Below are 1,788 nucleotides of genomic sequence, written 5' to 3' on the forward strand. Positions count from 1 at the left end.
GACCCTCTTTGAGAGCCAGCTTGATGCCGTCGGCGAGAGACTGCAACAACCCCCACGGGCCGACCCGATTGGGGCCGAGTCGCATCTGCATCCTGGCCAAGACCCTTCGTTCCACAAGGATCGCCACAAGCACGGTCACAAGCAGAAATACGAAGACCGCCGTGGCTTTCATCCCGACCAGCCACCAGGTGTCCATCATTGCGACACTCCAATCTGTACAGGAGCGCCAACGCCGACTCCGAGTTGCTGATAAACCGACGAACCGAGGGAATTCAACGGGAGCCAGACCACCCGATCCGGCATGTCTGTAATGGTGAGCGGTAAGGTCACGGTGCCGCGAGCAGTCCGCACGGTCACCCGTTCATTCTCACTGGCACCAATCTCTGCCGCGGTCAATGGAGACAGGCGCAGCACGGACCGTCGCGCCGTCATAGCGAGATCCGATTCGCTGTCCTGCAGGCAGCCATTGTCCAGTAACATCCGCCATCCGGCGAGAATCGCTTGGCCTGCAACGGGGTTGGTTGAGTGCCGAGCCGGCACAGAAGTTGCTTCAGGCCGCGCATCGCCCCAGTCCCCGATCCGACGCAGTTCCTCGCGTGCGGCGTCAGAATCGGTAATTCCCAGAGGGGTGCCCATCTCAGTAGCTATCGAATCAAGCACACGTAGATCGGCTAGTGCCGTCGATTCCTGAAAGATAGCGGGGAAGAAGCGCTGTCGACCTTCCCAGTTGAGAAAAGTGCCGGACTTCTCGCTCACGGACGCTACTGGCAGAACGACGTCGGCGTGATCGGTGACCTCACTGTGACGCAGCTCGAGGCTGACGATGAACGGTGCTGCCGACAGTGCATTCCGGGCTGCTTGTGGATCCGTTAAGTCGGTGATCTCCACCCCACCGATGACTAGAGCATCTAAAGCTCCGGCTGCAGCTGCGGACAGAATCGAGGTGGTATCTCGGCCGGGACGGCTCGCGGGTCGTCCGCCCGGTAGCAGGTTGGGCAGGGCACCGGCTTCTATGGCACCGCGTTCGCCCGCTCGGCGCGGTACCCATGCCAGATGTGCACCGGTAGCGTCAGCCAGTCGTGCCGCCGCAGATAGGCCGCCGGGAACCGCGCTCAGCCTCTCACCAACCATGATGACTGCACCCGGTTGTCGCAGCAAGACGGCGAGGTCGCCGGTATGCAGTTCGTCGAGCACAGCAGGTTCCTCGTTGGGCCTCGTGCGTAGCAGCGTTCCCGCCATCTTGGCCAGGCCTCTGGTGATGAACGGTCCAATCGAGTACACCCGCAGGCCATGCACGCGCGCGGCCTTGCGCAAACGCAAGAAGACAATCGGGGATTCTTCTTCTGGCTCAAATCCCACGAGAAGCACGACAGGAGCTGCATCGAGATCCGCGTAGGTGACGGTCATCCGACGACCGGCGACGCGTGACGCCAAGAACTCGGCCTCTTCTGCCGAGTGAGCACGCGCTCGGAAGTCGATGTCGTTGGTGCCAAGGGCTATCCGGGCAAACTTCGCGTAGGCGTATGCGTCTTCTAAGGTGACGCGTCCACCAACCAACACTCCGGCACGGCCGCGCGCCTTAAAAAGACGGGCAGACGCAATAGCCAACGCCTGTGGCCAGGACGTCTGGATCAATGATCCATCGATGTTGCGTATCAGCGGGCTTGTCAGCCGATCCCTTTGCCCGGTATGGGCAAAGGCCCACCGGCCTTTGTCGCAGTTCCATTCCTCGTTGACCTCGGGATCGTCACCGGCCAAGCGGCGCAGCACTTTTCCGCGGCGGTGGTC

The 1,788-nt window shown here is 61.7% G+C and carries 2 protein-coding genes; both read right to left on the bottom strand.

Annotated features, from left to right (window positions below):
- Positions 1-199, bottom strand: a 199-nt coding sequence (locus A5784_RS36270; RefSeq protein ID WP_197514993.1) for an NADH-quinone oxidoreductase subunit H, incomplete at its 3' end; no start/stop codon positions are given.
- Positions 196-1,788 (bottom strand): molybdopterin-dependent oxidoreductase (locus A5784_RS36275; RefSeq protein WP_082945292.1); only part of this gene is annotated, 1,593 nt, incomplete at its 5' end. The genes A5784_RS36275 and A5784_RS36270, both read right to left, overlap by 4 nt.

It is taken from the genome of Mycobacterium sp. 852013-50091_SCH5140682, assembly GCF_001665685.1.
Taxonomy (GTDB): Bacteria; Actinomycetota; Actinomycetes; order Mycobacteriales; family Mycobacteriaceae; genus Mycobacterium.